Source organism: uncultured Shewanella sp. (assembly GCF_947501225.1).
In the GTDB taxonomy this organism is placed as follows: domain Bacteria; phylum Pseudomonadota; class Gammaproteobacteria; order Enterobacterales; family Shewanellaceae; genus Shewanella.
This window is the reverse complement of record NZ_CANMUW010000032.1, coordinates 1-6848: the sequence shown is the minus strand read 5'-3', so window position 1 is coordinate 6848 and position 6848 is coordinate 1. Positions and strand designations below refer to the sequence as shown.

Annotated in this window: 5 protein-coding genes and 1 tRNA gene; 4 read left to right on the top strand and 2 right to left on the bottom strand. The window is 45.9% G+C overall.

All coding sequences use genetic code 11. The features are described 5' to 3' along the window. The first annotated feature begins 344 nt into the window (after positions 1 to 344). The gene (locus Q1B47_RS21730; RefSeq protein ID WP_299798811.1) at positions 345 to 1406 is read left to right on the top strand and encodes a PLP-dependent cysteine synthase family protein; all 1062 of its coding nucleotides are present in this window, start codon (positions 345 to 347) and stop codon (positions 1404 to 1406) included. Here the strand turns inward: Q1B47_RS21730 and queE are convergent. Continuing rightward, a complete protein-coding gene (queE, locus tag Q1B47_RS21725; protein ID WP_299798809.1) occupies positions 1403 to 2071 on the bottom strand; it encodes a 7-carboxy-7-deazaguanine synthase QueE in 669 nt (222 codons plus the stop codon). The two genes, Q1B47_RS21730 and queE, sit on opposite strands and share 4 nt — an antisense overlap. A 172-nt stretch (positions 2072 to 2243) precedes the next feature. Between queE and queC the strand changes: the two genes are divergently transcribed. Then, entirely contained in the window at positions 2244 to 2927 is a 684-nt protein-coding gene (gene queC / locus Q1B47_RS21720; protein ID WP_299798807.1) for a 7-cyano-7-deazaguanine synthase QueC, read from the top strand. A gap of 32 nt (positions 2928 to 2959) precedes the next feature. Beyond that, positions 2960 to 3511, top strand: a complete 552-nt coding sequence (rrtA, locus tag Q1B47_RS21715) for a rhombosortase (protein ID WP_299798815.1) — start codon at positions 2960 to 2962, stop codon at positions 3509 to 3511. A gap of 30 nt (positions 3512 to 3541) precedes the next feature. Here rrtA and uvrB read toward each other — a convergent pair whose 3' ends face one another. Then, positions 3542 to 5563 (bottom strand): excinuclease ABC subunit UvrB, encoded by a 2022-nt coding sequence (uvrB, locus tag Q1B47_RS21710; RefSeq protein ID WP_299798813.1) that lies wholly within the window; start codon positions 5561 to 5563, stop codon positions 3542 to 3544. A gap of 1209 nt (positions 5564 to 6772) precedes the next feature. Here uvrB and Q1B47_RS21705 point away from each other — a divergent pair. Then, positions 6773 to 6848 (top strand) — tRNA-Asn (locus Q1B47_RS21705).

Below are 6848 nucleotides of genomic sequence, written 5' to 3'. Positions count from 1 at the left end.
GAGTGGCCAAAGGGATCAGACTGTAAATCTGACGGCTCAGCCTTCGAAGGTTCGAATCCTTCTCCCTCCACCACTTCTCCCCGATAGTTTCATTCAAAAATTGTTTAATAAGCTCTTCAGCTAACAACTGCCTCATCGTTAAATCTACTCTAAGATATTGTCTTCATTGAAACCCACTACTCTTCCCGCAAAATATGGGTATTAAATTCGCTTAACTCTCTGTTCTTACTCAGCTCCCCTCTTTGTGTTAGTTTTGTCACCCAGGCAAACAAGTTATGCTGTTATCACTAATTCTTTTTAGCTATTATTTAGAACATTCAGTAATAATAAACACGTGATATATCATGGCAAACACTTGGATAAACCAGGCTATCGCTATCATTGAAGCCGACTACCAACGCAGTGCAGACACTCATCTAATCAAACTCGATATCCCCTCACTTAAGGGTATCGATATCTACCTGAAAGATGAAAGTACTCACCCTACCGGCAGCCTGAAACACAGATTGGCGCGCTCCCTTTTTCTCTACGCGCTCTGCAACGGCTGGATTAAGGATGATACGACGATCATCGAATCATCCTCTGGGAGTACGGCGGTATCTGAAGCTTATTTTGCCCGCCTTCTGGGCTTACCATTCATTGCCGTAATGCCTCGTTCGACGGCAAAAAAGAAGGTCCAGCAGATCGAGTTCTATGGTGGGCGCTGCCATTTCGTCGACCACTCCAGTGAGATCTATGATGAATCAGAACGTTTAGCAAAGTCATTAAATGGCCACTATATGGACCAGTTTACCTTCGCCGAACGCGCAACAGACTGGCGGGGAAACAACAACATTGCCAACTCTATCTTCGATCAGATGAGCCGCGAGCCACACCCAATCCCGGATTGGATAGTCATGAGCCCCGGTACCGGTGGTACCTCGGCAACCATAGGAAGATACATTCGCTACCAGCAACTCACGACTAAACTCTGTGTCGTCGATCCTGAGAACTCGGTGTTTTTCGACTACTATCGAACCGGTGATAAGCAGGTCACTTCTTGCATGGGCAGCAAAATTGAGGGAATAGGCCGACCCAGAGTCGAACCCTCTTTCATACCCGGTGTAGTAGACAGCATGGAGAAAGTACCCGATACAGCCTCGATTGCCACAATCTACTGGTTAGAGAAGATGATTGGCAGAAAAGCAGGTGCATCAACGGGGACCAACCTTTACGGTATTTTGCAGATTGCCACTAAGATGAAGGCTGAGGGTAAAACCGGATCACTGGTTACCCTGTTATGTGATTCGGGGGAGAGGTATCTCGATACCTATTACAATTCAACCTGGGTAGCACAAAATATTGGTGATCTTAGTGAATATGAGGCAAAACTTGAACAGCTTAGCCTCACCGGAACACTGAATTAATCAATATCAAGATATTTATGTGTCTGTATCGAAAGACGCCAGTTACGCTCGATACAGACACGCATCGCCATCTCTGTCGCTCTGCTCTTCTGGCTGATAGGCTGCAGGCAGATAACCTTGTCATCGAGACTGATACCCTTAAGCAGGCTATCGAGATCTTCAATATGGGACTGTGTCGCTACAGGATGCTTGATCTCATTCGCCCTCTTCAGGGCCTGATTCAACACCGGCAAACCACCCTTCATATTAACCTTTGGTGAAACTGTCACCCAGGTTTTATCCGAGCAGATAACTTCATAGGTGCCACTGGTTTCAATTTGAGTCTCATAACCGCAGCGGTTGAGTGCTTCGGTCAGCGATGTGAGATCGTATAAACAGGGTTCTCCACCAGTGATAACTACATGTTTGGCCGTAAAGCCTTTCTGTTTGAAGTTTTCGATCAAGGTTTCGGCGCTGAGCTCTGCCCAACGACCAATAGTACCGTCGACCTGGATCACCATAGCGGGATCGACACGGTTCTCCTCATGCAACTCCCATGTATGTTTGGTGTCACACCAGGAACATCCTACGGGACACCCTTGAAGGCGTACAAATATAGCTGGAACACCGGTAAAAAAGCCCTCCCCCTGAATTGTCTCGAACACTTCATTAACAGGATATTTCATGATAAACCTCAAAAAGAATGGGCGGCATTTATAGAGTATTTTCCCCGTTCAGGCAAGTATTGTTTACCCTGTAATCATTACACAGATTTAAATCCGGTATTCCTTTATCAATATTTGCAAGCTCTGCACCGTCAGTTAGAATAGTGTCACAGTATTTAAGTAAGTAATTATTATGTCAAAAGCGGTAGTAGTATTTAGTGGCGGGCAAGACTCGACAACCTGTCTCATTCAGGCACTGGCTCAATATGATGAAGTACACGGTATCACTTTTGATTATGGTCAACGCCATAGTCAGGAGATAGAGGTCGCAAGAGCGTTGGGCAAGCGTCTCGGGCTCGCCAGCCATAAGGTATTAGATGTCTCTATGCTCAACGAGTTAGCCATCTCGGCACTCACACGTGATTCCATTGAAGTATCCAACGAGCTGATGGATAACGGATTACCCAATACTTTCGTCCCAGGCAGAAACATTCTGTTTCTTACACTGGCGGGAATCTACGCCTACCAACTGGGTGCCAACGCGGTCATCACCGGCGTCTGTGAAACTGACTTTTCCGGTTATCCTGACTGCAGAGACGAGTTTGTAAAAGCGATGGAGTCGGCACTTAATCAAGGTATGGACCGTCAATGCCAAATAGTGACGCCACTGATGTGGTTGAACAAAGCCGAAACCTGGGCGTTAGCCGACCGATATAAGAGCCTCGAGTTAGTCAGAGACGAAACATTAACCTGTTATAACGGCATTATCGGTAGCGGTTGTGGCACCTGCCCAGCCTGTCTTCTGAGACAGAAAGGCTTAGAGGACTACATCAGCAACAAAGAACAGATCCAAGCGGACTTGGCTAGTAAGTGTTAGGATTAACAACATCTATTCGCAGTAGCTACCTTATTGCAGCAGTGATCACAGCCTGCTGCATATTCCTGTACTTTCTGGAGCTGGAATCGTTATTGGCATTTCGACGTTCCGCTATCGGTGCAGGAGACTATTGGAGGCTCATATCCGGCAACCTGCTGCATACTAACCATTGGCATCTGGTGATGAATCTGGCTGGACTCTGGGTTCTTCTGCTCCTGTTTAAGCCACACTTCAGCGCCCTGAGTTTCACATCAGTTTTTATTTTACTTTGCGCGCTTCAGGGGCTAGGTCTATATCTGTTCTTCCCGCTGCTTTCAGGCTATGTAGGTTTAAGCGGTATGTTGCACGGACTCTTTACCTATGGGGCGATAAAAGATATTGCAGCCGGAATAAAGTCCGGCTACCTGTTATTAGCCGGCGTATTTATTAAGGTAGGCTACGAGCAGATATTTGGCGCAAGTGAACAGGTGACACAGATGATCGATGCCCGCGTAGCAACCGAGGCTCATCTGATTGGGGTTGTCACAGGTATACTGCTCTCTATCCTTGTGGGTTTACTCTATAAACTTAACAGTAAATCATAAGTGTGCGACATCGGGCGCACACTTATCTGCTCAAGCTTTGATCATCTGCTCACGAAGCTCAGCAACCTGATCACGAAGTGCTGCAGCTTGCTCAAACTCCAGGTTCTTCGCATGTTCATGCATCTGTTTCTCGAGTAAATCCATCTGGTGGCTGAGAGTCGCAACGTCCGGACCGCGGTAAGCCGCTCTGGGCTCAGCAACCATCCCCTTGCCGCTTCCTTGTTCTTTACCATCGACGTCTCTTTCTTCACCCACATCCATCACATCGGTGATCTTCTTCGATACCCCCTTGGGGACGATACCGTTATCGAGGTTGAACTGATGCTGTAACTTTCTTCGTCGCTCAGTCTCCCCCATGGCTCGCGCCATAGAGTCTGTTATCTTATCGGCATAGAGGATCACTTTACCGTTGATATTTCGTGCCGCACGACCAATAGTCTGAATGAGAGAACGCTCAGATCGTAAAAAGCCCTCCTTGTCGGCGTCGAGTATACACACAAGAGACACCTCGGGGAGATCCAGCCCCTCTCTCAATAAGTTAATACCAACCAGTACATCAAACAGGCCCAAACGAAGATCTCTGATGATCTCAACCCGCTCTACCGTATCGATATCCGAGTGCAGATACCGCACCTTTACGCCATGTTCGTCGAGATACTCGGTGAGGTCTTCAGACATACGTTTAGTGAGCGTAGTGACCAGCACACGCTCCTTTTTATCTACCCGCTGACGAACTTCCGAGAGAAGATCGTCGACCTGAACCGCAACCGGACGAACCTCGAGAACAGGATCGAGCAAGCCGGTAGGACGGATCACCTGCTCTGCCACTTCACCATCACTCTTATCTACCTCATACTTCCCCGGGGTAGCAGAGACATAGATAGTTTGAGGCATAAGGCTTTCAAACTCTTCAAACTTTAATGGTCTGTTATCCAGCGCCGACGGTAACCTGAAGCCATATTCAACCAGATTGGATTTTCTCGACCTATCGCCCTTATACATGGCACCGATTTGTGGAACGGTCACATGTGACTCATCGATGATCAATAAGCCATCATCGGGCAGATAATCAAGCAGGGTCGGCGGCCCATCCCCCTCGGCCCTTCCTGATAAGTATCTGGAATAGTTCTCGATACCGGAGCAGTATCCAAGTTCAGTCATCATCTCAACATCATACTGAACCCGTTCATTGATTCTTTGCGCTTCAATGAGCTTATTATTGTCTAACAGCTGTTTCTTCCTTATCCTGAGCTCCTCCTTGATCTCATCCGTCGCAGCGAGAATCTTCTCTCTGGGCGTCACATAATGGCTCTTTGGATAAACTGTTGTTCTGGCAATGCGCTTTAAAATATTTCCGGTAAGCGGATCGAACAGGCTTAATCGCTCAATTTCGACATCAAACAGTTCGACTCTGATAGCCTCTTTATCAGAATCGGCCGGAAAGATATCGATAACCTCTCCCCGAACGCGATATGTACCTCGCTGAAACTCGAGATCGTTACGGGTATATTGCATCTCGCTTAAGCGTTTCAGGATATCTCTTTGATCCATGATGTCCCCCTGCCTGAGATGCAGTAACATCTTCATGTAGGAGTCAGGATCACCCAAACCGTAGATTGCCGATACAGAGGCGATCAACACCACATCTTTACGCTCCAGTAATGCTTTTGTGGCAGATAAGCGCATCTGCTCAATATGCGCGTTAACCGAAGCGTCTTTCTCTATAAAGGTATTGGTTGAGGGAACATAGGCTTCAGGCTGATAATAATCGTAATAGGAGACAAAATATTCGACGGCATTATGGGGAAAAAATTCCTTCATTTCGCCGTATAGCTGGGCGGCTAAGGTTTTATTGGGAGCCATGATGATGGTAGGCCTGGACAGCTGGCTTATCACATTAGCAATAGTGAAGGTCTTACCGGAACCGGTAACACCGAGTAGCGTTTGACACGCAAGGCCGGACTCAATGCCATCCACCAGTTTTCCGATAGCCTTAGGTTGATCCCCTGCCGGAGCGTATTGGGATTGAAGTTGAAATCTAGATTCGGTCACAGAGCGCTTCCCCATATAGTTAGCCGTCCATTTTATACTATTACTCACATAGATGTGATCCCTGTCGGTGAAATAAACACTGAACATTTCGGCTCCGCTCCCGGTGCTTTCACTGATAGATATACGCGCTCAAGGTTGTTGAGATGAAAGAAAATAGCTAACCGTTTCGTCTTACTGTTTGCCATGAAGCATAAATATGTTTCATTTGTTCGCTCAAAGAATGAAACTTTAGAACATCGCAGTTCAACGCCGCAAAATGGTTAATATATCGCCGCAACCCCAATGAAAATGGCAAATTAATACACAAGATAGAGCATTCATTCAGTTACATTTAAGCAACAGTCACAGATATCTTTTGAAGAAGTGCTTGATTTTCGTATTTATCTGTAAATAAAAGGTTTTATTTACCTCTAAAAAAGATGTGCATTTTAACCTCAAGCCCCTATTTATCGGGCTTTGAAACACATTTTTAGACATAACTAACAGGTTTATCCACAGATTTAGTGGATAAGTCAATCTAACCCTGATTATACGCGGCTTTAAGAGGAATTGGCTCCTTTGCACCTGAGGATGGAAATGTATGTAATTTTGCTACATTTGAAACTCAATTAGAGACGGGCACTGAGTTTTGCATTGACAGCGGGAAACAACTCCCCTCTCCAGTAACTCACATTTACCCGCATCTTCATCTTCTATATTAAAGGGAGCGCCCTATTACCTAAGCCCGCGATATCAGGCGCAAACACTGCAAACAACAAAAACATTAGCTGTACCTCATCCAATTTTAACGCTGGCATCGACTCCGGGCTCTTACTCATTCTCTAACTTTCACCTCTTCTCCTGCTGTAAAGCTGTATTGCTTGGCTATATAGCGCAGGGGAAATGTTCCCCCGGACAAATCGACGGGAGGTGTTCGCCTATTTTAGTTGGCGACAGTCAACAACAATTACAGCTTGTAGAATAAAAGGAGTCAGTAGTGCTTAATAAATGACATTTTTATCAAGCTATTATTGATAAACTACAACTTTGTCAATTTACATCGCTATCATTATGGCCACACAAGCATCAAAATGATTGAAACACCATCATGATGGACGTTAGATGAGCACTTAACAGCTTAATTACACTTTTTTTTGTTACTCGAGTTGACTCATCATGAAGAGCGATTTAATATGCGCTCCGTCTTCAACGACGAATAACTTTAACGTTTCCCCTGTAGTTCAGTTGGTAGAACGGCGGACTGTTAATCCGTATGTCACTGGTTCGAGTCCAGTCTGGGGAGCCA